The organism is Pseudomonas sp. H3_C08 (genome assembly GCF_054669455.1).
This window is the reverse complement of the sequence record NZ_CP162803.1, coordinates 5,483,374-5,507,015: the sequence shown is the minus strand read 5'-3', so window position 1 is coordinate 5,507,015 and position 23,642 is coordinate 5,483,374. Positions and strand designations below refer to the sequence as shown.

The following is a 23,642-nucleotide window of genomic DNA, read 5'->3' as shown; positions in this document are numbered from 1 at the left end:
GGATAACCCAAAACACCTCGGTTGGCCCCCTCTCCCTCTGGGAGAGGGCTGGGGTGAGGGTAAGTTTTTAACGCCCTACTTCTGCGTCCCGTCATCATGCTGCAAATTGGCCTGAGTCAAATTGCACCCCGCCGGCACACTCCGCGTCAGCCACACATTGCCGCCAATGGTCGACCCCTTGCCAATGGTGATCCGCCCGAGAATCGTCGCCCCGGCATAAATCACCACGTCATCTTCAACGATCGGATGACGCGGATGGCCCTTCTGCAACTGCCCGTCCTCATCCGCCGGGAAGCGCTTGGCACCCAAGGTCACGGCCTGATAAATCCGCACCCGCTCACCAATGATCGCGGTCTCGCCGATCACCACGCCCGTGCCGTGATCGATAAAGAAACTACGGCCGATCTGCGCGCCCGGATGGATATCGATACCGGTCGCCGAATGGGCGATTTCCGCGCTGATCCGCGCCAGCAAAGGCAAACCGGCGCGATACAAATGGTGCGCGAGGCGATGGTGAATCACCGCGAGAATCCCCGGGTAGCACAGCAGCACTTCGTCGACACTGCGTGCCGCCGGATCACCGTGATAGGCCGCCAGCACATCGGTGTCGAGCAGCGTGCGCAGGCCCGGCAGTGCGAGGGCGAAATCTTGTACGATCTGAATCGCGCGGGCTTCGACTTCGGTGTCGGCCTGGGCACTGTGGCGGGCGACGTAACGCAGCTCCAGGCGGGTCTGCGCCAGCAACGCATTCAGCGCGACATCGAGGGTGTGGCCGACGTAGAAATCTTCACTCTCTTCGCGCAGATCCACCGGGCCCAGGCGCATCGGGAACAACGCGCCACACAATGCTTCAAGAATCTCCGCCATCGCTGCGCGGGACGGCAACTCGCGACCGCCCTGCTCGCCGGACGCCCGGCCGTTCTGTGCCCGCCACTGATCCCGCGCGCTGCGCAGTTGACTGACGATGGTCTGCAATTGCCAATGGCTGGAACGCTCGCTCACGGTAAAGACTCCTCACGGGCGGCCGGACTGTCTGGCCGCGTCAACGGCGCCTACTTTACGGCATGCTCGCGAAGGCGAATTAAGAACCGATAGTGCTGGGCTCAGTTCATTTGGCTATAAGCGATTCACGGTTGCCCCTGCAAAAGCGCGTGCCTATAGTCCTTTCATCTTCCTCCGCCAGTACGGACCCATGATCAAACAACAGCTGGACCGCTTTAACCGTCTCGACCTGCTTGGCCATCCGACGCCCCTGGAAAAACTCGAACGCCTGTCCACTTGGCTCGGCCGCGAGGTGTACATCAAGCGCGATGACCTGACGCCGCTGGCCATGGGCGGCAACAAATTGCGCAAACTCGAATACCTCGCTGCCGATGCCTTGGCGCAAGGTGCCGATACGCTAATTACCGCCGGTGCGCTGCAATCGAACCACGTTCGTCAAACCGCCGCACTCGCCGCCAAACTCGGTCTTGGCTGTGTGGCGCTGCTGGAAAATCCGCTGGGCACTGACGACAGCAATTACACCGGCAACGGCAACCGCCTGCTGCTGGATCTGTTCGATACCAAGGTCGAACTGGTCGACAACCTCGACAACGCCGACGAACAACTGACCGCCCTCGCCGCCCGCCTGCGCAGCAACGGCAAGAAGCCGTATCTGGTGCCAATCGGTGGCTCCAATGCGCTCGGTGCGTTGGGCTATGTGCGCGCCGGTCTGGAACTGGCCGAGCAGATCAACGACACCGGCCTGAATTTCGCCGCCGTGGTGTTGGCCTCGGGCAGTGCCGGGACGCACAGCGGTCTGGCATTGGCGTTGAGCGAAGTGCTGCCGCAATTGCCGGTGATTGGCGTGACGGTTTCGCGCAGTGAAGAAGATCAGCGGCCGAAGGTTCAGGGACTTGCCGAACGCACGGCGGCGCTGCTCGGCGTCGAACTGCCGGCCAGTTTCAAGGTCGAGTTGTGGGATGAATATTTCGGCCCGCGTTATGGCGAGCCGAATGCCGGGACGCTGGCGGCGCTAAAGTTGCTGGCGAGTCAGGAAGCGGTGTTGCTCGATCCGGTGTACACCGGCAAGGCCATGGCAGGTTTACTCGACGGGATTGGTCGTCAGCGCTTTGATGAAGGCCCGATCATCTTCCTGCATACCGGTGGGGCGCCGGCGTTGTTTGCCTACAAGGATTTCCTGTAACAGAAGATCAAAACAGCAGCTTCTACAAGTGATCTCATGCAGGAGCTGCCGCAGGCTGCGATCTTTTTACATAGACAATACATATTCCAATAAAGAATAACATTTCAGTTATTAAGTATTTTCAAGTCTAACGCAGACATCTTATAGTCTCGCCGCAGGCGAATTTCGCGAGAGACGCATAAGCTGCTTTAAGGCAGGATAGCGCTGTCGTCCGAATCACCCATTCGCCAACTTTCCTTAAGCGTCTTCCATAAGAAAACACAGGGGCTTGTCATGAATTTTTCCGCACTACGTCGCAATCTGCTGGTGGGTTCGCTGGGCCTTGCGCTGAGCGCCGGCCTGATCGGCCAGGCAGTGGCCGGTGAACAGTTGCAACAGATCAAGGACAAAGGCGTTATCAACGTCGGCCTGGAAGGCACTTACCCACCGTTCAGCTTCGTTGATGCCGACGGCAAGCTGTCCGGTTTCGAAGTCGAACTCTCCGAAGCGCTGGCGCAAAAACTCGGCGTCAAAGCCAAGATTCAGCCAACCAAGTGGGACGGCATTCTCGCCGCGCTGGAATCCAAGCGTCTGGACGTTGTGGTCAATCAGGTGACCATCTCCGAAGAGCGCAAGAAGAAGTATGACTTCTCCGAGCCGTACACCGTTTCCGGCATTCAGGCGCTGGTGCTGAAGAGCAAGGAAGCCGCGTTGAACATCAAGACCGCCAATGACCTGTCCGGCAAGAAAGTCGGCGTAGGTCTGGGCACCAACTACGAACAATGGGTCCGCGCCAACGTGCCGGGCGCCGACGTCCGTACTTACGACGATGATCCGACCAAGTTCGCCGACCTGAACAACGGCCGCACCGACGCCATCCTGATCGATCGTCTGGCTGCACTTGAGTACGCCAAGAAAGCGCCAAAAACCGTCGCTGCCGGTGAAGCTTTCTCCCGTCAGGAATCCGGTATTGCCCTGCGTAAAGGCGAGCCTGAGTTGCTGGCTGCGTTGAACAAGGCGCTCGACGAACTGCGTGCCGACGGCACCCTTGAGAAGCTGTCGAAAAAATACTTCAACGCAGACGTCACTAAATAATGGAAGCAGGTTTTCAGTTCGGACTGGACTTCCCGCAGTTGAGCCAGCAAATCGCCGAAACCACACAGCTGTTGGTGGACTCCGCGCCCTTCCTGTTCAAGGGCGCTTATTTCACGGTCATCCTCAGCCTAGGCGGGATGTTCTTCGGGCTGCTGCTGGGCTTCGGCCTGGCATTGATGCGCCTGTCGCGCTTCAAATCGGTCAGTTGGCTGGCCCGCGTCTACGTGTCGTTCTTCCGCGGCACGCCGTTACTGGTGCAGCTGTTCGTGATCTATTACGGCTTCCCGCAACTGGGAATAGAGCTTGATCCACTGCCAGCGGCACTGATCGGCTTTTCGCTGAACATGGCCGCGTACGCCTGTGAAATCCTCCGTGCCGCGATCGGTTCGATTGAGCGCGGCCAGTGGGAAGCCGCTGCGAGCATCGGCATGACCCGCGCGCAAACCCTGCGCCGGGCCATCCTGCCGCAAGCGATGCGCACGGCGTTGCCACCGCTGGGCAACAGCTTCATTTCACTGGTCAAGGACACGGCACTGGCCGCCACCATTCAGGTGCCGGAGCTGTTCCGTCAGGCACAGTTGATAACCGCCCGGACTTTCGAAGTCTTCACCATGTATCTTGCCGCCGCGCTGATCTACTGGATTCTGGCCACGGTGCTTTCGCACTTCCAGAACAAGCTGGAAGAGCGGGTCAATCGGCACGACCAGGAGTCCTGACCCCATGATTGTCGTGGAAAAACTGACCAAGCAATTCAAGGGTCAGGTCGTGCTCAACGGCATCGACCTCGAGGTCAAGGAAGGCGAAGTCGTCGCGATCATCGGCCCCAGCGGGTCGGGGAAAACGACGTTCCTGCGCTGCCTGAACTTCCTTGAACAACCCACCAGTGGCCGGATCAAGGTCGGCGATATCGAAATCGATACCAGCCGCCCGCTGAACCAGCAGCAAAGTCTGGTGCGCAACCTGCGCCAGCATGTGGGCTTCGTGTTCCAGAACTTCAACCTGTTCCCCCATCGCACCGCACTGGAAAACGTCATCGAAGGCCCGATCGTGGTCAAGAAGATGCCGCGCGACGAGGCAATTGCGTTGGGCAAAAAGCTGATGGCCAAGGTCGGACTCGCCGGTAAGGAAGACGCTTATCCGCGTCGTCTCTCGGGTGGTCAGCAACAGCGCGTAGCGATTGCCCGGGCGCTGGCGATGGAACCGGAAGTGATTCTGTTCGACGAGCCGACTTCGGCGCTTGACCCGGAACTGGTCGGCGAAGTGCTGGCGACGATTCGTGGCCTGGCTGAAGAAAAACGCACCATGGTGATCGTCACCCACGAGATGGGTTTTGCTCGTGACGTGGCCAACCGTGTGGTGTTTTTCGATAAAGGTGTGATCGTCGAACAAGGTGAAGCGAAGGCATTGTTTGCCAACCCAAAAGAAGAACGTACTAAACAGTTTCTCAGCAAGTTTCTGAATCACGCCTGAGAACTTTTATTGCATCACCGACAACTTCCACGGATGGAAGTCCCCTTTATAAAATATCTACCTGCTTCAGCCCCCTCTCAAGCAAAACATATCCCTAACAGTACATATATATGTTCTGCAACAGATAACACCCGCCTCCTTCCATGCCACATCAAATGATAGTGCTCAAATAAATCCGCGCATAAAACGCCGAGAAAGCCCTGTGCCTCGTGGTTAATTTCGCCTGACCACCTAGGCATATGGCCGCAATGGCGTAGGAAACTTCTGATTAATTCGTAATTCACGGATTAACTAATATCGTCTATTGACACCCCATCCCGCAGACTCTTATCTAGTCGGCAACCGGCATCAACTAGTTCAACCACCCCGTCTTCAACTTGAATAAAAGCCCAAAGCTTTATTGCCAGTTTATTCACGCTTTTTGTTCTTTCAGAAACGGACTTCGCTGCAAGGCTTCAAGGAGAGAAATCGATGACCCGCACTTCGCACACCCCCGAAATGGCAGCGCCGACCCTCGCGCCAGCGCAAAAAACCGGCATCAATCTGGCTGCCGCCGCACACCTCTTGATCGAGGTGTCGCCCTACCCTGATATGGACAGCGGCGATCTCATCGAGCTGTTCTGGAACAAATGCTATGTCGCTTCCAAAGTGCTGACAGCGGATGACGTCGGCACAATCGTCAGCCTGCGAGTGCCGGAAAGTTTCATCGCCAACGGCACCGCGCGCATCCACTACCGGGTGATGCAGGTCGGTCAGGGGCCGGCGTTTTCGGCGGCGACGCGCGTACAGGTCAAACTGGACTGCCCCGGCGGGCAACCCACGGCGCTGAGCGCAGACGAAAATCAGCAACTGGCCCCGGTGACCATCCCCGACGCCATACGCCGTCAGGGCGTCAATCCGAACCAGATCAAACGCGGTGTGCCGCTGACCATCGAGCCGTACCTGAACATGGCCGAGGATGACGCCATCACATTGCGCTGGGGTGACGTGCGCATGGATCTGGCACCGGTCACCGCCGCAGATATCGGCTTGCCGATTCGAGTCTGGGTACCGCCGTCGGTGATCGTCGAAGCAGGCGAGGATCTGCGCCTGGACGTGACGTATTGCATTCTCGATCGGGTCGGCAACAACTCCCGCTGGGCACCGCCCCGCACCTTGAAAATCGGCTGCGCAAATCCTTATCTGAAGGTCCCGCTCAGGCCCGACCTCAAAGCCGCCGAATCCCGCAAGCCCTGAACACAATGCCCCTGTGGCGAGAGAGCAACCGCCCTCGCCACCGGATCATTCCAGCCGCAAAAAAATTATTAACCAACCCGACCATCACCTCTTCTATGCATATTCCTAAAAGTTAGTTTATTTAATATTTATACACGCTTAGGGTATATAAACCGGACCACCGGACATTCATTCGTTCGCCGCACTTTTGCGGCGTTTTTCATGAGATGTGAGGTAGGTAGTATGGTCCGGAACACAATCACCCCAGTGCAGATCGCCAGGGCATTGCGTGCAGCCAAGGAGCGGCACTGATGTCCAGTCTGGCAGATGCAAACGTCCAGTCTGATCTGGACATCGCCCCGTTGTTGTTGCCTGCGCAGGTCTTGCGCAACGACGCCCAGGCCATCGAGGCCGCCCATGAACTGGCGCAAGTCGCCCGCGTGCAGGCGGCCAAACGCGACCGTCAGCGCAAGCTGCCGTGGTCGGAAATCGAACAGTTCACCCGCAGCGGATTAGGCAGCATCGCCATCCCGCGCGAATACGGTGGCCCGCAGGTTTCATTCGTCACTCTGGCCGAAGTGTTCGCGATCATCTCCGCCGCCGACCCGGCGTTGGGGCAGATCCCGCAGAACCAGTTCGGCATCATCAATCTGGTACTCGGCAGCGCCACCGAAGCGCAGAAACAACAGCTATTCCAGAGCGTTCTGGAAGGCTGGCGCATCGGCAACGCCGGTCCTGAGCGCGGCACCAAAAACACCCTGGAACTGAAAGCGCGGATCACCGCCGATGGCGATGATTACGTGATCAACGGCCAGAAGTTCTACTCCACTGGTGCACTGTTTGCGCATTGGGTTGCGGTGAAAGCGCTCAACGATGACGGCAAGCAAGTGCTGGCCTTCGTTCGTCGCGGCACACCGGGTTTGCGCATCGTTGATGACTGGTCGGGCTTCGGTCAGCGCACCACCGCCAGCGGTACGATTCTGCTGAACAACGTGCGTGTCGAATCGAGCCTGGTGGTCGACAACTGGAAGATCAACGAAACCCCGAACACCCAAGGTGCGGTGTCACAGCTGATTCAAGCCGCGATCGACGCCGGCATCGCCCGTGGCGCCATTGATGACGCCATTGAGTTCATCAAAACCCGCGCACGGCCGTGGATCGACGCCAAGGTTGATCGCGCCAGCGATGATCTTTATGTCATCGCCGATATCGGCAAACTCAAAATCGAACTGCACGCCGCCGAAGCGCTGCTGCGCAAGGCCGGGCAGGTTCTCGATCAAGTACACGCTGCGCCGCTCACTGCCGAATCTGCCGCCCGCGCTTCGATCGCCGTGGCCGAAGCGAAAGTGCTGACCACCGAGATTTCCTTGCTCGCCAGCGAAAAACTTTTCGAACTGGCCGGCAGCCGCGCCACCCTCGCCGAATTCAACCTCGACCGCCACTGGCGCAACGCCCGCGTGCACACCCTGCATGACCCGGTGCGCTGGAAATATCACGCGGTCGGCGCCTATCGCCTCAACGGCACTTTGCCTGCTCGCCATTCCTGGATCTGACCACCGCACACTTTCTCAAGAGCATTGGAGAAACCCATGCCGCTTTCCCATCACGTCGCGGTCATCACCAGCGATGAGCAAGCCCTGATCGTCGCCAGCGACCTGGCCGAAGATTTCAAACGCGACAGCGCCCTGCGCGACCGTGAACGCCGCCTGCCTCTGCCGGAACTCGACGTGTTTTCCCGCTCGGGCCTGTGGGGCATCAGCGTACCCAAGGAGTACGGCGGCGCTGGCGTGTCCAACGTAACTCTGGCCCAAGTCATTGCCCTGATCGCTCAGGCTGACGGCTCGCTTGGGCAGATTCCGCAAAATCATTTTTACGCGCTGGAAGTGCTGCGGGTCAACGGCAATCACCAGCAGAAACAACGGCTTTATGCCGAAGTGCTGGCCGGGCAACGCTTCGGCAACGCCTTGGCGGAACTGGGTACAAAAACCGCCCACGACCGCGTCACCAGCCTCAAGCGCGACGGTGACGGCTATCGCATCAACGGCCGCAAGTTCTATGCGACCGGCGCGATTTATGCACAGCGCATTCCCACTTCTGTGGTGGATGAAAACGGTGTACAGCAACTGGCCTTCGTCCCCCGCGACAGCATAGGCCTGACCGTGATCGACGACTGGAGCGGCTTCGGCCAGCGCACCACCGGCAGCGGTTCGGTGGTGTTCGAAGACGTGTACGTCGCGGCTGAAGACGTGCTGCCGTTTCAAAGCGCCTTTGAACGTCCAACCACCGTCGGCCCGCTGGCGCAGATCCTTCACGCCGCCATCGACACCGGCATCGCCCGCGCCGCTTACGAAGACGCCCTGCACTTTGTGCGCAGCAAGACCCGGCCGTGGATCGACTCCGGCAACGACAAAGCCACTGAAGATCCATTGACGCTGAAAAGCTTCGGCCACTTGAGCATTCGCCTGCACGCTACCGAAGCCTTGCTCGAACGTGCCGGCGAATTCCTCGACGCTGCGCAAGCCGAGACCCGTGCAGAAACCGTCGCTGCCGCTTCGATTGCCGTCGCCGAAGCACGGGCGATCAGCACTGAAATCTCTTTGGCCGCCGGCAGCACGCTATTCGAACTGGCCGGCAGCCAGGCGACCCTGATCGAACACGGCCTCGACCGCCACTGGCGCAACGCCCGCGTGCACACCTTGCACGACCCGGTGCGCTGGAAATACCACGCGGTGGGCAACTACTACCTCAACGATGAAAACCCTCCATTGCGAGGGACGATCTGATGAGCGCCGTGAAAAAGAAGATCCTGCTCAACGCGTTCAACATGAACTGCATCGGCCACATCAACCATGGCCTGTGGACGCATCCGCGCGACACCTCGACGCGCTACAACACCATTGAATATTGGACCGAACTGGCGCAACTGCTGGAGCGCGGACTGTTCGACGGGTTGTTTATCGCTGACATCGTCGGCGTGTATGACGTCTATCAGAACTCGGTGGACGTGACGTTGAAAGAGTCGATCCAGTTACCGGTCAACGATCCGTTGTTGTTGGTCTCCGCGATGGTCGCTGTGACCAAGAACCTCGGCTTCGGCCTGACCGCCAACCTCACCTACGAACCGCCGTATCTGTTCGCCCGACGCATGTCGACGCTCGATCATTTGAGCCGTGGTCGGGTGGGCTGGAACATCGTTACCGGTTACCTCGACAGCGCTGCGAAAGCCATGGGCCTCAGCGAACAGGTCGAACATGACCGTCGTTATGATCAGGCCGACGAGTACCTGGAAGTGCTCTACAAACTCTGGGAAGGCAGTTGGGAAAACGGCGCGGTACTGAATAACCGTGAGCAGCGAATCTACGCCAACCCGGAAAAAGTGCACAAGGTCGAGCACAAGGGCGAGTTCTATCAGGTCGAGGGTTATCACCTCTGCGAACCTTCGCCACAACGCACACCAGTGCTGTTTCAGGCCGGCAGTTCTGAGCGCGGTTTGCTGTTCGCCGGGCGTCACGCCGAGTGCGTATTCATCAGCGGTCAGAACAAGCCATCGACCAAGGTTCAGGTCGACAAGGTTCGCGCCAGCGCCGTGGAAGCCGGGCGTAATCCTGAAGACATCAAGGTGTTCATGGGCCTTAACGTGATCGTCGGCGCGACCGAAGAAGCCGCGTGGGCCAAGCATGCCGAGTATCTGAGCTACGCCAGCGCCGAAGCCGGCGTGGCGCATTTTTCCGCATCGACCGGCATCGACTTTTCCCAGTACGAGATCGACGAACCGATCCAGTACGTGAAGAGCAACGCCATTCAGTCGGCGACCAAAAACCTGCAAAACAACGACTGGACCCGGCGCAAATTACTCGACCAGCACGCCCTCGGTGGCCGCTACATCACCGTGGTCGGTTCGGCTGAGCAAGTGGCGGATGAGCTGGAATCGTGGATCGCCGAGACCGGCCTCGATGGCTTCAACCTGACCCGGATTGTTACGCCGGAGAGCTATGTGGATTTCATTGAGCTGGTGATCCCTGAACTGCAACGACGTGGGTCGTACAAGACCGCGTACGACAACGGCAGCTTGCGCGAAAAGCTGTTTCACGGCGCGGCGCAGCTACCGGAGCAACACACCGGCTCTTCGTACCGGCATTAAAAGCTTGCTCGCGAAGAGGCCCGACCAGACACCACAAATCTTATGCACTGACTGGAAAAACCATCATGACCCAGAAAATCCTGTCCCACCCAGTCAAAGCACTGGCCCTGGCCTTCGGCCTGTTCAGCTCGGCGCTGTTCGCCGCCGACGCCCCGTTGAAAATCGGCACCACCGCCGCCTTCGCCATTCCGCTGGAAGCCGCTGTCGAAGAGGCCTCAAAACAAGGCCTGAAAGTCGAGCTGGTGGAGTTCACCGACTGGATCGCACCCAACGTCAGCCTCGCCGCTGGCGACATCGACGTGAACTACTTCCAGCACATTCCGTTCCTCGAAAACGCCAAAGCCGCCTCGGGTTTTGATCTGGTGCCGTTCGCCCCAGGGATCATCAACAACGTCGGTCTCTACTCGAAAAAATACAAAAGCTTCGATGAGTTGCCCGAAGGCGCCAGCGTCGCCATCGCCAACGACCCGATCAACAGCGGCCGTGGTTTGCAACTGCTGGCCAAGGCCGGTTTGATCACGCTGAAACCGGGCGTCGGCTACAAAGCCACCGAAGACGACATCGTCGCCAACCCGAAGAAAATCAAAATCCTCCAGGTCGAAGCCGTGCAACTGGTGCGCGCCTATGACGACGCCGATCTGGTCCAGGGCTACCCGGCCTACATTCGTCTGGCGAAGACCTTCGATGCCGGTTCGGCGCTGCTGTTCGACGGTCTCGACCACAAGGAATACGTGATCCAGTTCGTCATCCAGCCGAAAAGCAAAACCGACCCGCGCCTGATCAAATTCGTCGACATTTACCAGCATTCGCCGGTTGTTCGCGCGGCGCTGGATAAAGCCCACGGCAAGCTCTATCAAGCCGGTTGGGAAAGCTGAGCATGACGGCCGCGATCCAACGGCGACTGGAGATTCCAGAGCCACACCATGCTGGAAAAACCGAGCTGCACCCTGAGCTGAATCGCGCCCACGTACGCTTCATCGGTCTGGGCAAAACCTACAACGGCCGGCAAGGCCCGGTCGCGGCTTTGCAGGGCATCGATCTGGCAATTCAGCGCGGGGAAGTGTTCGGCATCATCGGCCGTAGCGGCGCTGGTAAGTCGTCGCTGATTCGTACGATCAACCTTCTGGAACAGCCGACGTCCGGGCGCGTGCTGATCGATCAGGTCGACATCGGCGAGTTCGATGAAGACCGTCTGGTCTCCCTTCGCCGGCGCATCGGTATGATTTTTCAGCACTTCAATCTGATGTCGGCCAAGACCGTTTGGCAGAACGTCGAATTGCCGCTGAAAGTCGCGGGCGTGCCAAAAGAGCAGCGCGACAAAAAAGTCCGTGAATTGCTCGAACTGGTCGGTCTGCAAAGCAAGCACAAGGCTTATCCGGCGCAGCTTTCTGGCGGGCAGAAACAACGCGTCGGCATCGCCCGTGCGCTGGTGCACGACCCGGATATTTTGCTCTGCGACGAAGCGACTTCGGCTCTTGATCCGGAAACCACGCAGTCGATCCTCGGCTTGCTGCGTGAGATCAACCAACGCCTGGGCCTGACCATCGTATTGATTACCCATGAAATGGCTGTGATTCGCGAAATCTGCGACCGCGTCGTCGTGCTGGAGCATGGCCGGGTGGTCGAGCAAGGCCCGGTCTGGGAAGTGTTCGGCAATCCGCAGCACGAGGTCAGCCAGACCTTGCTCGCGCCGCTGCAACACGCGTTGCCGGAAGAACTGCAGAGTCGTTTGCAGGCTCAAGCGCCGTCCTCCGACGCCGCTGTGGTGCTGCGTTTGCAGTTCACCGGCAGCGCCAGTGACGAGCCGGATCTGGCGGCACTGTTCGCTGCATTGGGTGGCCGGGTGAAGCTGCTTCAGGGCGGCGTCGAACGGATTCAGGGGCATGCGCTGGGACAACTATTGCTGGCGGTGAGCGGCTCTTCGTTCAGCGCCGAGCAACTGCGCGAGCGCGCCACGCCTTGGGCGCAACGGGTGGAGGTACTGGGTTATGTGGTTTGATCGCTTGTTGCAGGGTTTTATCGACACGTTTCTGATGGTCGGCGTGTCGTCGCTGATCGCCTTGCTGGTGGGGATTCCCATGGCGGTGATCCTGGTCACCAGCGACAAGGGCGGCATCTACGAGGCGCCGGTGCTGAATCGTGCCTTGGGCGCGTTCGTGAACCTGTTCCGCTCGATCCCGTTTCTGATTCTGATGGTCGCGCTGATTCCGTTTACCCGGTTGATTGTCGGCACCACCTACGGTGTCTGGGCGGCCGTAGTGCCGCTGACGATTGCGGCGACGCCGTTCTTTGCGCGGATTGCCGAAGTGAGCCTGCGTGAGGTCGATCATGGTTTGATCGAAGCGGCGCAAGCGATGGGTTGCCGGCGTTGGCACATTGTCTGGCATGTGCTATTGCCCGAGGCGCTGCCGGGGATTGTCGGCGGGTTCACGATTACGCTGGTGACGATGATCAACTCCTCGGCCATGGCCGGGGCGATTGGTGCCGGTGGCTTGGGGGATATCGCTTATCGCTACGGCTATCAGCGTTTTGACAGCCAGATCATGTTGACGGTGATTGTGTTGCTGGTGGCGTTGGTCGCGGTGATTCAGTTGGGTGGGGATCGCTTGGCGCGGGGGTTGAACAAGCGCTAAGTCTGGCCGAGCTCATGCGGCGCCTTCACAACCGTTATCGCGAGCAGGCTCGCTCCCACATTTGGAATGCGTTCCACTGTGGGAGCGAGCCTGTTCGCGAATGGCTGCGCAGCAGCCCCGAACCCGATGGCGTATATTCGGCAAATCTCCTTTGCCCGTGCAGCCCTCGACCATGAAGCAGACCCCCACCGATCTCGAACAGATCACCGCCACCACCCTCGGCCATTACAACTCAGTGGCCGAAGACTTCCGCGAAGGCACCCGCGATCACGATGTCAGCCAGAACATCGATGCGTTGCTGCGGCATATTCAGGGCACGGCGCCATTCACGATTCTGGATTTTGGCTGCGGCCCAGGGCGGGATCTGCAAACGTTTACGCGCATGGGGCATGTCGCTGTGGGTCTCGACGGTTCGCAAGAGTTTGCGCGAATGGCCCGTGAGGACAGTGGCTGCGAGGTGCTGCAACAGGACTTTCTGAAGCTGGATCTGCCGGCCGAACGCTTCGACGGGATCTTCGCCAATGCGGTGCTGTTTCATGTGCCGCTGCAGGAGTTGTCGCGGGTGCTCAAGCAATTGCATGGCGCCCTGAAGCCCGGTGGCGTGCTGTTCAGCTCGAATCCACGCGGGGATAACCGTGAGGGCTGGAACGGGCCGCGCTATGGCTCGTATCACGATCTTGAGGCGTGGCAAGGATTGCTGTCGGCGGCGGGGTTTGTCGAGCTTGAGCATTACTATCGGCCGGCCGGGCTGCCGCGTGAGCAGCAGCCTTGGTTGGCCAGCGTTTGGCGTAAGGCTTGAGTCGAGTCAGAGAAAAGCCCCTCACCCCCAGCCCTCTCCCGGAGGGAGAGGGAGCCGATTGGGGGATATTTAAGCAGTACGCCGACCTGATCTAACTTAGCTGAACCCATAATCGACCCGATCCTTCAGGTCGATGGATAGCGTCAGACACCTAGGTCAGTCCCCTCTCCCTTTGGGCCGTCCGACGTTTCGGGAGGGTTAGGGTGAGGGGCGCTGTTGACTCAATCCTTCTTCGGTTCGCGAATCTTGTACCAGGCCACATACAGCGCCGGCAGGAACAGCAGCGTCAGCAACGTCGCCACCACAATCCCGCCAATCATTGCGTAAGCCATCGGTCCCCAGAACACTTCCCGGGCAATCGGGATCATGCCCATGCTCGCCGCTGCCGCGGTCAACAGGATCGGCCGGCGCCGGTGCTCGGTCGCTTCCACCACCGCATCCCACGGCGCATAGCCTTTCTGCTCGAACTCATCGATCTGCGTCACGAGGATCACCGAGTTACGGATGATGATGCCGATCAGCGCGAGAATCCCCAGGATCGCCACGAAGCCCATCGGCGTGCCGGTCGGCACCAGCGCCAGCACTACGCCGATCAGCCCCAGCGGCGCGACACTGGCGACGAGGAACATCTTCTGCACGCTGTGCAACTGGATCATCAGGAAGGTCGCCATCAAAAACAGCATCAACGGCAAAACCTTGGCAATCGGCCCTTGGGCCTTGCCGCTTTCCTCGACCGTACCGCCGGTGGCGACCTTGTAGCCCACTGGCAGTTTGTCAGCGAAGGCATCAATCGACGGCTTGAGCAGTTTCACCAAATCGGTCGGCTGGATCTCGTCGCGCACCGAGGCCTTGATGGTGATGGTCGGCAAGCGGTCACGACGCCACACCAGCGGCTGCTCCAGTTCATAACGCACGGTGGCGAACGCCAGCAGCGGGATCGACGTGCCGTTGGGCGTAACGATCTGCAGATTCTGCAGGGTTTCCGGCGTACCGCGCTCCGAATTCACCGCCCTGCCGACCACATTGATCAGGTAGATGTCGTCGTTGACCTGGGTCAGAGGCGCGCCGCTGACGATGCTGTTCATCAGGTTCGCCACGTCTTCGGAGGACAACCCGAGTTGCCGCGCCTTGTCCTGGGCGATGTCGATGCGCAGAACTTTGCCCGGCTCGTTCCAGTCGTAAATGATCTCGCCGATGTGCGGGTTCTTGTCCAGTTCGGTGGCCAGGTCGATGGCGTGCTTGCGCACCTGATCGATGTCCTTGCCACTGACCCGGTACTGGATCGGACGCCCCACCGGCGGGCCCATTTCCAGCGCCTGGACGTAACTGCCGATGCCGACGAAGTCTTTGTGCAAGCGCTCACGCAGGCGTTGACTCAGGGCCTCGCGGGCTTCGAAGTCTTTGCTGACGATCACCAGTTGTGCGTAGTACGGGTTTTGCAATTGCTGGTCGAGCGGCAGGTAGAAACGGATCGCGCCCTGACCGATGTAGGTGCTCCAACGCACAATGTCCGCGTCGCCTTTGAGGGTTTCTTCCAACTTGTCGACGGCTTTGCGGGTTTCGTCAATCGAGGCGTTTTGCGGCAGGTTCAGGTCGACGAGAATTTCCGGCCGGTCCGAGGAAGGGAAGAACTGGTTCTGCACAAAGCGCATGCAAAACACTGCCAGCACGAACAGCAGCACGGTAATGCCGATGGCCCACCAGCGATTGCGCATCGCCCACAATAGACCGCCATTGAACGCACGCCCGACGCGGCCCGGCTCGGCTTCATGGGGTTTCACGTTGGCGCTGAGAATGTGCACGCCGATCACCGGAGCGAAGAACACCGCCACCACCCACGAAACCAGCATCGCCACAGCAATCACCGCAAACAGCGTGTAGGTGTACTCACCGGCGGAACTGGCGTTGAGGCCGATGGGCACGAAACCGGCGACCGTCACCAGCGTCCCGGTGAGCATCGGGAACGCCGTCGAGGTGTAGGCGAACGTCGCTGCTTCCTCCTTGCTCTCGCCCATTTCCAGGCGCGTGACCATCATCTCCACGGTGATCATCGCGTCGTCCACCAACAGACCGAGGGCGATGATCAAGGCACCGAGAGAAATCCGCTGCATGGTGATGCCACTGTATTCCATGAATACAAACACCATCGCCAGCACCAGCGGAATCGAGCACGCCACCACCAGGCCGGCGCGTACGCCGAGGCTGATGAAGCTGACCACCAGCACGATGATCACCGCCTCGAACAGGGCACTGGTAAAGCCACCGACCGCTTCTTCCACCACCACCGCCTGATCGGACACGGTGTGCACACCCACGCCAACCGGCAAGTCTGCGGTCAGTTCATCGATGCGTTGGTGCAACGCCTTGCCGAACTCCTGAACGTTGCCGCCCTTCTGCATGGCAATCGCCAGACCGATGGCCGGTTTGCCGTCGAAGCGGAATTCCGGGGTAGCCGGATCGGTGTAACCGCGAGTGATGTCGGCGATGTCAGCCAATCGATAGAAACGGTCGTTGAGCTTGAGATTGACCTCGGCCAGATCTTTCTCCGAGGCGAACTGCCCCGAGGTGCGCACGGAAATCCGCTCAGGGCCGGCCTCGATCACACCGGCCGGGGTCACGGCGTTCTGCGATTGCAGGCTCTGCACAACCTGACGCTGATCGATACCCAACGCCGCCAGTTTGCGAGTAGAGAAGTTCAGATAAATCACTTCGTCCTGCTGGCCGATCATTTCGATCTTGCCCAGCCCCGGTACATTGCGGATCTCGGCCCGCGCCTGTTCTACGTAATCGCGCAACTGGCGCATGGTCAGGCCGTCGGCGGTGAAGGCGTAGACCGAGCCGAACACATCACCGAACTCGTCGTTGAACCCGGGCCCTTGAATACCTTTGGGGAACTGCCCGCGAATGTCGTCGATCTTCTTGCGCACCTGGTACCAGATTTCCGGGATGTCCTTGGCGCTGGTGGTGTCGCGCAGGTACACGTACACCGTCGATTCGCCGGGGCGCGTGTAACTTTTCACGTAGTCGAGGGAGTCGAGTTCTTCGAGTTTTTTCTCGATGCGGTCGGTGACCTGCGCGAGGGTTTCTTCCTGGGTCGCGCCCGGCCATTTGGTCTGGATCACCATGGTCTTGATGGTGAACGAAGGGTCTTCTTCGCGGCCCAGATTGAAGTACGAGAACACGCCCATCAGCAACGCGACGAACATCAGGTACCAGACGAATGACTGATGCTTGAGGGCCCATTCGGAGAGGTTGAAAGAGCCTTTCATTGACTGTCCTCGTCAAGTTTTACCGATTGTCCGGGTTTGAGGCTGTTGACGCCGGCGCTGACCACGCGCTCGCCGTTCTTCACGCCGCCCGCGAGCACTACGCTGCTGTCGGTGCGGCTGATCACGCTGACGTCGCGGGGGCTGACGGTTTTGCTCTGAGTGTCGATGACCCAGATCCGTAGTTTGCCGTCGACCTCCTGCAAAGCGGTAGCCGGCAATTCGATGCGCGGTTTGATCGCCGAACTGAGGGTCACGCTGATCGCCGTGCCGAGGCGGAAACCGTCCGGTGTCTCGGCCAGAGTCAGGCGTGCCCGACGAGTACGCGTGGCGCTTTGCGCCTGCGGTTCGATCTCGCGAAGGGTTGCCGTGGTGTTGATGCTCGGGTCGAGTTGCCCGGCCACCAGAAACACCACGTCGGAAGGAATCTGATCGACCAGGGTGTCGGGCAGATCGATCACCGCTTCCTTGATGTCCGGTTGCGCCAGAGTCACGACCTGCTGGCCCGCCGTCACCACTTGCCCGGCTTCGGCGTTCCACGCGGTGACCACGGCTTTATGGTCGGAACGCAGTTCGGTATAGCCGAGCTGGTCCTTGCTTTGATTGACCGCCGCCCGTGCCTGGTCCAGCGAGGCCTGGGTGGTTTTCAAGTCTGTGGTGGCGATGTCCAGTTGTGCCTGCGCCCCTACGCCACGATCAAACAGCGCCTGCTGACGGCGGGCATTGGCCTGGGCATTGATCAGTTGCGCCTGAACTCTGGCCAGGTCGCCCTGGGCCGAACGCAATTGGTTCTGCTGATCAGACGGATCGAGGGTGGCGAGCAGCGTGCCCTTTTGCACTTCGGTTCCGACATCGACGTTGCGGCTGGCGATGCGGCCACCGACGCGGAAACCGGTGTTGCTTTCATAACGCGCCTGGATGCTGCCGGCGAAACGCCCGAGGCTTTCCTCGCTCAACGCTTGAACTTTGACCGATAGCACCGGACGTACCGGCTCCGGAGGTGGCTCGCTTTTCGAGCAGGCCGCCAGCAACACACCCACGGATAACAGCCCCAGACGCTTCATGGCTGTGCTCCCGGTTGCAGATCCTTGTAGGTGTTTTCAGCGATTTCGACTTTCATGCCGGGATGCAGTAACTGTCCTCCGGCGACAATGACTTTCTCCCCGCCCTTGAGGCCTTCGCTGATGATGACCTTGCCGATCAGGTAGCGGCCGACGGTCACGTTGTGCAACTGCGCTTCACCTTTATCGTCGACCATCCACACCGCCGGATCACTGATGTTTTTAGTCAGCGCCGACCATGGCAATTCGACTGCCGACTTGCCGCTGCCCTTGGCGGTGGCGCTGACCACCGAGCCCAGCTGCATCCCTTGTGGCAGGCTGTCGAGGCTGACTTTGACTTGCACCGTGCCGGACTGCGCCGACACCGCCGGGGTGATTTCACGCACCGTGCCGGTGGTTTTGATGGCAGGGTTATCGAGCAGACTGACGACGATCGAGGGATCCGCAGGACGCTCGGCCAGCAGTGATTCGTAGACATTGAACACCGCGTCACGGTCGCCATCGCGGGCCAACGAAAAAATCGGTGCCGTGGCCTGTACCACCTGGCCGACTTCGGCCTGACGCTCAGTGATCACGCCCGGGGCGTCGGCGATCAGTGCGGTGTAGCTGAGCTGATCTTTAGCGTTGGCCAATTGCGCCTGCGCCGCGCTCAAGGCGCTCTGGCTGCTGCGCAACGCGGCTTGGGCGGAATCGTATTCGCTCTGGCTGGTGTAACCCTTGGGCAGGAGTTTTTGCTGGCGCACGAAAGCGGCCGCGCTCTGTTTCACCCGGGCTTGTTCAGCGACGACCTGGGCTTGAGCCGAGTCGACGTTGGTCTGCAAATCCTTGGGGTCGAGCTTGGCCAGCACTTGTTTGGCGGTGACCCGGTCGCCGACATCAACCATACGCTGGATGATCTTGCCGCCGACGCGGAACGACAGCTCGGTCTGCACGCGCGCCTGCACGTCACCGGTCAATGTCACCGCAGCGGCGTAATCCGTGGGTTTCACTTCCTGTACAAAGACCCTGGGCAGGTATTCCTCAGGGGCTTTTTTCTCGCCGCAGGCGGTCAGCAAAGTGAGCAGACTCAGCATGACCGCTGTTTTCAAACCGGGACTCGCCATGCAGACTCCTTCCTGTGTACGAACGTGCAAGTGACGATACGACTGTGAGCTTAGAACAGGGTTCAACGTTCGCCCGTTCGTCCCCCATATTTCCTGAAGGAGCTGCCGTAGGCTGCGATCTTTTGATCTTTTAAAAACAACATCAAAAGATCGCAACCTTCGGCAGCTCCTACAATAGGCGTCTGAAGAGAAGGAATTCCATGCTCAATACTCTCGCGGTGGGCAATTACCGTTCGATCAACAAATTGGTGATTCCGCTCGGCCGTCTGAACCTGATCACTGGCCCCAATGGCAGCGGCAAGTCCAATCTCTACCGAGCCTTGCGCCTGTTGGCGGAAACCGCTCAGGGTGGCGTAGTCAATGCGCTGGCCCGTGAAGGCGGACTGGAGTCGACCTTCTGGGCCGGGCCGGAAACCATCAGCCGGCGCATGCGCAATGGTGAGGTGCCGATCCAGTCGACGGTACGCCAAGGCGTGAAGCGACTGCGCCTGGGGTTCGCCGGGGAAGATTTCAGCTACTCGATCAGCCTGGGGCTTCCCGACTCGAACGGCCACTTCATGCTGCCCGAGCAGTCGCGCCCCATTCCTTCGCGATTCAGCCTCGACCCGCAGATCAAGCGCGAATGCATCTGGGCCGGCCCGCTTTACCGCCCCGCCAGCTTGCTGGTGGATCGCGACGGCCCGATGATCCGCGCACGCGCCGAGCGCAAATGGGATGTACTGGCGCAACACACGCCGAATTTCGACAGTTTGTTTGATCAGGTTGGCAGCCTGCGCAGCTCGCCGGAAGTGTTTCAAATGCGCGAGTTTATTCGCCGCTGGCGCTTTTATGATCACTTTCGCAGCGATGCCGATGCACCGGTGCGCCAACCGCAATTGGGTACGCGCACGCCAGTGCTGCATCACGACGGCCGGGATCTGGCGGCGGCGTTGCAGACCATCATCGAGATTGGTGATGGCGATGCGATGCGTGCGGCGATTACCGATGCGTTTCCTGGCGCGCGGGTGCATATCGAAGCGCAGGCCGGTGGACGTTTTGCCATCGAGTTTTATCAGGAAGGTTTGTTGCGGCCATTGTCGGCGGCGGAATTGTCGGACGGGACGTTGCGCTATCTGCTGCTCGTCGCGGCATTACTGACGCCACGGCCACCGTCATTGATGGTACTGAACGAACCGGAAACCAGCCTGCACCCGGATCTGCTGCCAGCGTTGGCGCGGTTGATTATCCGTGCCTCGGAGCAGTGTCAGGTGTGGGTGGTGTCGCATGCGCGGCGGTTGATTTCGGCGTTGCAGGAAGACCCGGAGTGCAATTGCATTGTGTTGGAGAAAACCCTGGGGCAGAGCGGGATTGTCGGCCAGCGGGTGCTGGATGAGCCGGCGTGGAACTGGCCGGATTGAGCGTTCCAGCCAAAAGCCCCTCACCCTAACCCTCTCCCAGAGGGAGAGGGGACTGACCGAGTTGTTCTTTCGAGTTACGCCGACATGAAAGTCTCGAGTTGAACTCAGGTTTTGAAAAGCCCAGAGATCGGCTCCCTCTCCCACCGGGAGTGGGCTGGGGTGAGGGACTGATTGGGGGATTCTCAAGAGTGACGCCGACGTGAAAATGCATCTGTGAATCCATAATCGACTCGGTTTGTCAGGTCGATGTCTGATGCAAGACACCTCGGTCGGCCCCCTCTCCCTCCGGGAGAGGGCTGGGGTGAGGGATTGCCCTTGAGCCTCACCACCGACTCAACAGGCAATCACCCCTGCCACTTGCCACCCTCGACAATCACGCTCTCAGGCTTGGTGTCATCACTCAGCTCTTTACGCACATACTGGTCGTACAGCTTGAGCAGATACTTCTCTTCACCCAGCTTGGTCAGCTCGGTATTCACCCAGTCACGCAACTCGAGATTGCCTTTCTTCACCGCCGGCGCGATCGGCGCTTCAGCCCCCAGTTTTTCATCCAGCACGCGATAGCCCGGGTTCTGCTTGGCCCAGCTGAACAACACCAGATTGTCCTGTGCGTACGCATCGCCACGACCATTGGCCAGGGCTTGCAGCGATTCGGAGTTTTTCTCGAACTTGAGCAATTTCCAGTCCGGATGATTCTTGGTCAGCCAGATATCGGCGGTCGTGCCCGTAGTGACGATGGTGGTGCGGGTTGCCAGATCATCGAGGTTTTTCACCGAGCTGCTTTGCGGCACCAACGCCTGCACCGCAACCTTGAGGTTCGGGTTAGTGAACTCCACCGCTTCCTTGCGCTCAGGCGTGACGGTCATGTTGGCGAGGATCAGGTCGACCTTGTCGCTTTGCAGGAATGGAATACGGCTTGCCGGCTCGACGGCAACGAACTCGACCTTGTTTTCATCGCCGAGCAAATCCTTGGCGAAACGCCGGCCGATATCAGTATCGAAGCCGACGTAGCGCCCGGCCTCATCGACAAAACCGAACGGTGGCTTGTCGGTGAAGACGCCGACGATCAATTTGTCGCGAGCCTTGATCTTGTCCAGATAACCGGCCGGCGCGGTGCTTTCGCTGGCGACTTTCGGCTTCGGCGGTTCTTCGGTTTTGTTGCAACCGGCAAGCAAGGCGAGGCTGAGCAGAGGCAGTAAAAAAGCGGCAGTTTTCATAACAGTTCCAGTTCCTTTGTCGGATTCGCTTTTGGCAGTGTTGCCACGAAGGAGAACTTCTCCAGAAACTGCTGCGCGCGTGCGGTTTGCGGGTTCGTAAAGAAAATCTCGGGCGGGTTCTGTTCAAGGATGCGCCCGGCATCCATGAACACGATGCGATCGGCCACCGCGCGAGCGAAGGCCATTTCATGGGTGACGATCAACAGGGTCATGCCTTCGCGGGCGAGGCCCTGAATGACCTGCAAAACTTCCTTGACCATTTCCGGGTCGAGGGCGGCGGTGACTTCGTCGAAGAGCATCACCCGTGGGTTCATGCAGAGCGAGCGGACGATGGCGATGCGTTGCTGCTGGCCGCCGGAGAGCTGACGCGGGAAGGCATCGCGCTTGTCCGCCAGGCCAACGCGTTCGAGCAGCGCTTCGGCTTGCTGTTGCGCTTCGCGGCGCTGACGCTTCTGTACCTTGAGCGGGCCAAGTAGCAAATTGTCGAGCACGCTCATGTGCGGGAACAGGTGATAACTCTGGAACACCATGCCGATCTGCTGGCGGATCTCGCGCCAGTCGGTGGACTTGTCCAGCAGTTCGCGGCCGACAAATTTCAAGCTGCCGCTGTGGGCTTCTTCCAGACCATTGAGGCAACGCAGCAACGTGCTTTTGCCGCAACCGCTGGGGCCGAGGATGACGATCACTTCGCCACTCTGCACTTGCAGGTCGATGCCGTTGAGCACCTGCTGCTCACCGTAGAATTTATTGAAACCGTGAAACTCGATCAATGCGCTCATGCTTGCGTCCAGCGCCGCTCCAGCACGCGCGAAGCGGCCGAAAGCGGGTAGCAGATAAAAAAGAAAAACAGGAACAGCGCGCCGTAGATCAGCACCGACTCGTAGGTGCGCTCGATGATCTGCTGGCCGACTTTGATCACGTCGACCACACCGATCAGCACCGCCAATGAGCTGGTCTTGATGATCCGCGTGTAGACGTTGATGGTCGGCGGCGTCATGCGCTTCAACGCTTGCGGCAGCAGTACGTAGCCATAAAGTTGTGCGGCGTTTAGGCCGATCGACAGCCCCGCTTCACGCTGCCCGCGCGGCAACGAATGCAGCGCACCGCGCGCCACCTCGCCCACCTCGCTGGCGCCCCACAGCGACAGCACCAGCACCGCGCACCAGAAACTCGGCAGGCTCAGGCCTAAAAAGATCGGTAAGCCGAAGAACAGCAGGTACAACCAGACCAGCACCGGAATCGCCCGGAACAACTCCAGATAGCCCCGCAGGATCGCGTTCAGCCACCTCACGTTGAGCGTTCGCAGCACACCGTAGAGCACGCCGCCGACAGTGCTGATGGCGATGCTCAGGAACGAGATCGACAAAGTTTGCCCGGCGCCTTTGGCCAGTTGCGGCAACGACACCCAGAGCAGTTCAAGACCCGAACTGGCCATGCTGGAGCCTCCTTTCCAGACGGCTGAGCAGCAGCGACAGCGGCAAGAACAGCAGCACGCAGATCAGCGTCAGCACGGCGAGCATTTCGTAGGTTTTGTAGTAGAGCGCGATGTAGCTCTTGGTGGTGTAGAGGATTTCCGGCACGGCCACCGCCGAAACCACGGTGGTTTCCTTGAGCAGGAAAATGAAATTGGCGAACAACGACGGCAGGCTGAGAATCCCCGCTTGCGGCAGGATCACGTAACGCAGCAACTGGCCATGGGACAGGCCAATCGAACGCCCTGATTCCAGTTGTGCCTGCGGCACCGCATCGACGCCGGCGCGCAGCACTTCGGTGAGGTAAGCGCCGCCGAGAAAGGTCATGGTGATGATCGCGGCAGTGAAACCAGAGACTTTGATCCCCAACGCCGGCAAGGCGAAGTAGACGAAGAACAACTGAATCAGCAACGGCGTGTTGCGTGCCAGTTCCACATACAGGCCCACCAGTCTTTGCAGGTACGGCGTGCGGAACACCAGAATCGTCGCGTTGAGCAGCGCCACCAGCAGCGAGGTGCCAATGGCGATAAAACCGACCTGCAGCGTTACGCCCACGGCTTTGAGAAACGCCGGCAGGGTGCTGAGGATAAATGCGTAATCGAAGGTCAT

21 protein-coding genes are annotated in these 23,642 nt (G+C 59.6%); 13 read left to right on the top strand and 8 right to left on the bottom strand.

Going from position 1 to position 23,642, the window contains the following annotated elements; translation table 11 throughout:
* Positions 1 to 75 precede the first annotated feature (75 nt).
* Positions 76 to 1,002: a serine O-acetyltransferase EpsC gene (epsC, locus tag AB4N74_RS25115; protein WP_016983653.1), complete on the bottom strand. Its 927-nt coding sequence runs from the start codon at positions 1,000 to 1,002 to the stop codon at positions 76 to 78.
* A gap of 190 nt (positions 1,003 to 1,192) precedes the next feature.
* Between epsC and AB4N74_RS25110 the strand changes: the two genes are divergently transcribed.
* The 12 genes from AB4N74_RS25110 to AB4N74_RS25055 all read left to right on the top strand — a co-directional run bounded on the left by AB4N74_RS25110 (position 1,193) and on the right by AB4N74_RS25055 (position 13,517).
* Positions 1,193 to 2,185: a D-cysteine desulfhydrase gene (locus tag AB4N74_RS25110; protein ID WP_320336006.1), complete on the top strand. Its 993-nt coding sequence runs from the start codon at positions 1,193 to 1,195 to the stop codon at positions 2,183 to 2,185.
* Positions 2,186 to 2,458: 273 nt separating this feature from the next.
* Positions 2,459 to 3,259 carry a cystine ABC transporter substrate-binding protein gene (tcyJ, locus tag AB4N74_RS25105; RefSeq protein WP_093440581.1) on the top strand — a complete coding sequence of 267 codons (801 nt, stop codon included), beginning with the start codon at positions 2,459 to 2,461 and terminating at the stop codon, positions 3,257 to 3,259.
* 50 nt (positions 3,260 to 3,309) lie between these two features.
* Positions 3,310 to 3,975: a cystine ABC transporter permease gene (tcyL, locus tag AB4N74_RS25100; protein ID WP_175559671.1), complete on the top strand. Its 666-nt coding sequence runs from the start codon at positions 3,310 to 3,312 to the stop codon at positions 3,973 to 3,975.
* A 4-nt stretch (positions 3,976 to 3,979) separates the two neighbouring features.
* Entirely contained in the window at positions 3,980 to 4,729 is a 750-nt protein-coding gene (tcyN, locus tag AB4N74_RS25095; RefSeq protein ID WP_093440573.1) for an L-cystine ABC transporter ATP-binding protein TcyN, read from the top strand.
* Between the two features lie 471 nt (positions 4,730 to 5,200).
* Positions 5,201 to 5,965 (top strand): hypothetical protein, encoded by a 765-nt coding sequence (locus AB4N74_RS25090; protein ID WP_460097546.1) that lies wholly within the window; start codon positions 5,201 to 5,203, stop codon positions 5,963 to 5,965.
* 290 nt (positions 5,966 to 6,255) lie between these two features.
* Positions 6,256 to 7,497 carry an SfnB family sulfur acquisition oxidoreductase gene (locus AB4N74_RS25085; protein ID WP_460097544.1) on the top strand — a complete coding sequence of 414 codons (1,242 nt, stop codon included), beginning with the start codon at positions 6,256 to 6,258 and terminating at the stop codon, positions 7,495 to 7,497.
* A 36-nt stretch (positions 7,498 to 7,533) separates the two neighbouring features.
* Positions 7,534 to 8,727: an SfnB family sulfur acquisition oxidoreductase gene (locus tag AB4N74_RS25080; RefSeq protein ID WP_460097542.1), complete on the top strand. Its 1,194-nt coding sequence runs from the start codon at positions 7,534 to 7,536 to the stop codon at positions 8,725 to 8,727.
* Positions 8,727 to 10,085, top strand: coding sequence for an LLM class flavin-dependent oxidoreductase (locus tag AB4N74_RS25075; protein ID WP_320336010.1), 1,359 nt, complete (start codon positions 8,727 to 8,729; stop codon positions 10,083 to 10,085). Before AB4N74_RS25080 ends, AB4N74_RS25075 begins: the two co-directional genes overlap by 1 nt.
* A gap of 65 nt (positions 10,086 to 10,150) precedes the next feature.
* On the top strand, positions 10,151 to 10,960 hold the full coding sequence (locus AB4N74_RS25070; protein ID WP_320336011.1) for a MetQ/NlpA family ABC transporter substrate-binding protein: 810 nt from the start codon (positions 10,151 to 10,153) through the stop codon (positions 10,958 to 10,960).
* Positions 10,961 to 10,962: 2 nt separating this feature from the next.
* Entirely contained in the window at positions 10,963 to 12,084 is a 1,122-nt protein-coding gene (locus AB4N74_RS25065) for a methionine ABC transporter ATP-binding protein (protein WP_460097539.1), read from the top strand.
* Entirely contained in the window at positions 12,074 to 12,718 is a 645-nt protein-coding gene (locus AB4N74_RS25060) for a methionine ABC transporter permease (RefSeq protein WP_034151854.1), read from the top strand. Before AB4N74_RS25065 ends, AB4N74_RS25060 begins: the two co-directional genes overlap by 11 nt.
* A gap of 172 nt (positions 12,719 to 12,890) precedes the next feature.
* On the top strand, positions 12,891 to 13,517 hold the full coding sequence (locus AB4N74_RS25055) for a class I SAM-dependent methyltransferase (protein WP_258709078.1): 627 nt from the start codon (positions 12,891 to 12,893) through the stop codon (positions 13,515 to 13,517).
* 221 nt (positions 13,518 to 13,738) lie between these two features.
* On the opposite strand, the gene AB4N74_RS25050 is transcribed toward AB4N74_RS25055, so the two are convergent.
* The 3 genes from AB4N74_RS25050 to AB4N74_RS25040 are packed head-to-tail and all read right to left on the bottom strand — an operon-like array spanning position 13,739 to position 18,947.
* Positions 13,739 to 16,786 carry an efflux RND transporter permease subunit gene (locus AB4N74_RS25050; RefSeq protein WP_095125259.1) on the bottom strand — a complete coding sequence of 1,016 codons (3,048 nt, stop codon included), beginning with the start codon at positions 16,784 to 16,786 and terminating at the stop codon, positions 13,739 to 13,741.
* A complete protein-coding gene (locus AB4N74_RS25045; protein ID WP_095047077.1) occupies positions 16,783 to 17,847 on the bottom strand; it encodes an efflux RND transporter periplasmic adaptor subunit in 1,065 nt (354 codons plus the stop codon). The genes AB4N74_RS25050 and AB4N74_RS25045 overlap by 4 nt, the downstream gene beginning before the upstream one ends.
* Complete coding sequence (locus tag AB4N74_RS25040) at positions 17,844 to 18,947, bottom strand: efflux RND transporter periplasmic adaptor subunit (RefSeq protein ID WP_220557296.1); 1,104 nt, start codon at positions 18,945 to 18,947, stop codon at positions 17,844 to 17,846. Before AB4N74_RS25040 ends, AB4N74_RS25045 begins: the two co-directional genes overlap by 4 nt.
* 200 nt (positions 18,948 to 19,147) lie before the next feature.
* Between AB4N74_RS25040 and AB4N74_RS25035 the strand changes: the two genes are divergently transcribed.
* Positions 19,148 to 20,344 carry an AAA family ATPase gene (locus AB4N74_RS25035; protein WP_460097535.1) on the top strand — a complete coding sequence of 399 codons (1,197 nt, stop codon included), beginning with the start codon at positions 19,148 to 19,150 and terminating at the stop codon, positions 20,342 to 20,344.
* Between the two features lie 344 nt (positions 20,345 to 20,688).
* On the opposite strand, the gene AB4N74_RS25030 is transcribed toward AB4N74_RS25035, so the two are convergent.
* The 4 genes from AB4N74_RS25030 to AB4N74_RS25015 are packed head-to-tail and all read right to left on the bottom strand — an operon-like array spanning position 20,689 to position 23,642.
* Positions 20,689 to 21,561, bottom strand: a complete 873-nt coding sequence (locus tag AB4N74_RS25030; protein WP_093440515.1) for a transporter substrate-binding domain-containing protein — start codon at positions 21,559 to 21,561, stop codon at positions 20,689 to 20,691.
* Positions 21,558 to 22,340, bottom strand: a complete 783-nt coding sequence (locus AB4N74_RS25025) for an amino acid ABC transporter ATP-binding protein (protein WP_427120384.1) — start codon at positions 22,338 to 22,340, stop codon at positions 21,558 to 21,560. The genes AB4N74_RS25030 and AB4N74_RS25025 overlap by 4 nt, the downstream gene beginning before the upstream one ends.
* A complete protein-coding gene (locus AB4N74_RS25020) occupies positions 22,337 to 22,996 on the bottom strand; it encodes an amino acid ABC transporter permease (protein WP_116256391.1) in 660 nt (219 codons plus the stop codon). Before AB4N74_RS25020 ends, AB4N74_RS25025 begins: the two co-directional genes overlap by 4 nt.
* Complete coding sequence (locus tag AB4N74_RS25015; protein ID WP_038359751.1) at positions 22,977 to 23,642, bottom strand: amino acid ABC transporter permease; 666 nt, start codon at positions 23,640 to 23,642, stop codon at positions 22,977 to 22,979. Before AB4N74_RS25015 ends, AB4N74_RS25020 begins: the two co-directional genes overlap by 20 nt.